The organism is Proteiniphilum sp. UBA5384 (assembly GCF_002410825.1).
Taxonomy (GTDB): domain Bacteria; phylum Bacteroidota; class Bacteroidia; order Bacteroidales; family Dysgonomonadaceae; genus Proteiniphilum.
Genome location: NZ_DHOS01000006.1, coordinates 112,322 through 112,576, shown reverse-complemented (window position 1 = coordinate 112,576; position 255 = coordinate 112,322).

Sequence of the window (255 nt, the reverse complement as noted above, 5' to 3'; positions counted from 1 at the left end):
AAATAAATTCAAAACAGGTTCTAAGTTCAACGTCTTATTATTATTTTCATCATAAGGGTCTTGGCTTATGACAAGCTCTTTTTGAGTTAGCTTGTATATCCACCAATTACCATTTAATAAATCTGTTTGAATGCATGAGAGATGAAGTATTTTATCTTCCTTTTTCAGTTCTCTCTTGATGAAACTCCTCAATCATTTCTTTCAGGCATTTGGCACAGATACATTCGCTGTAGATGGAATCGATCTGGAATGCCA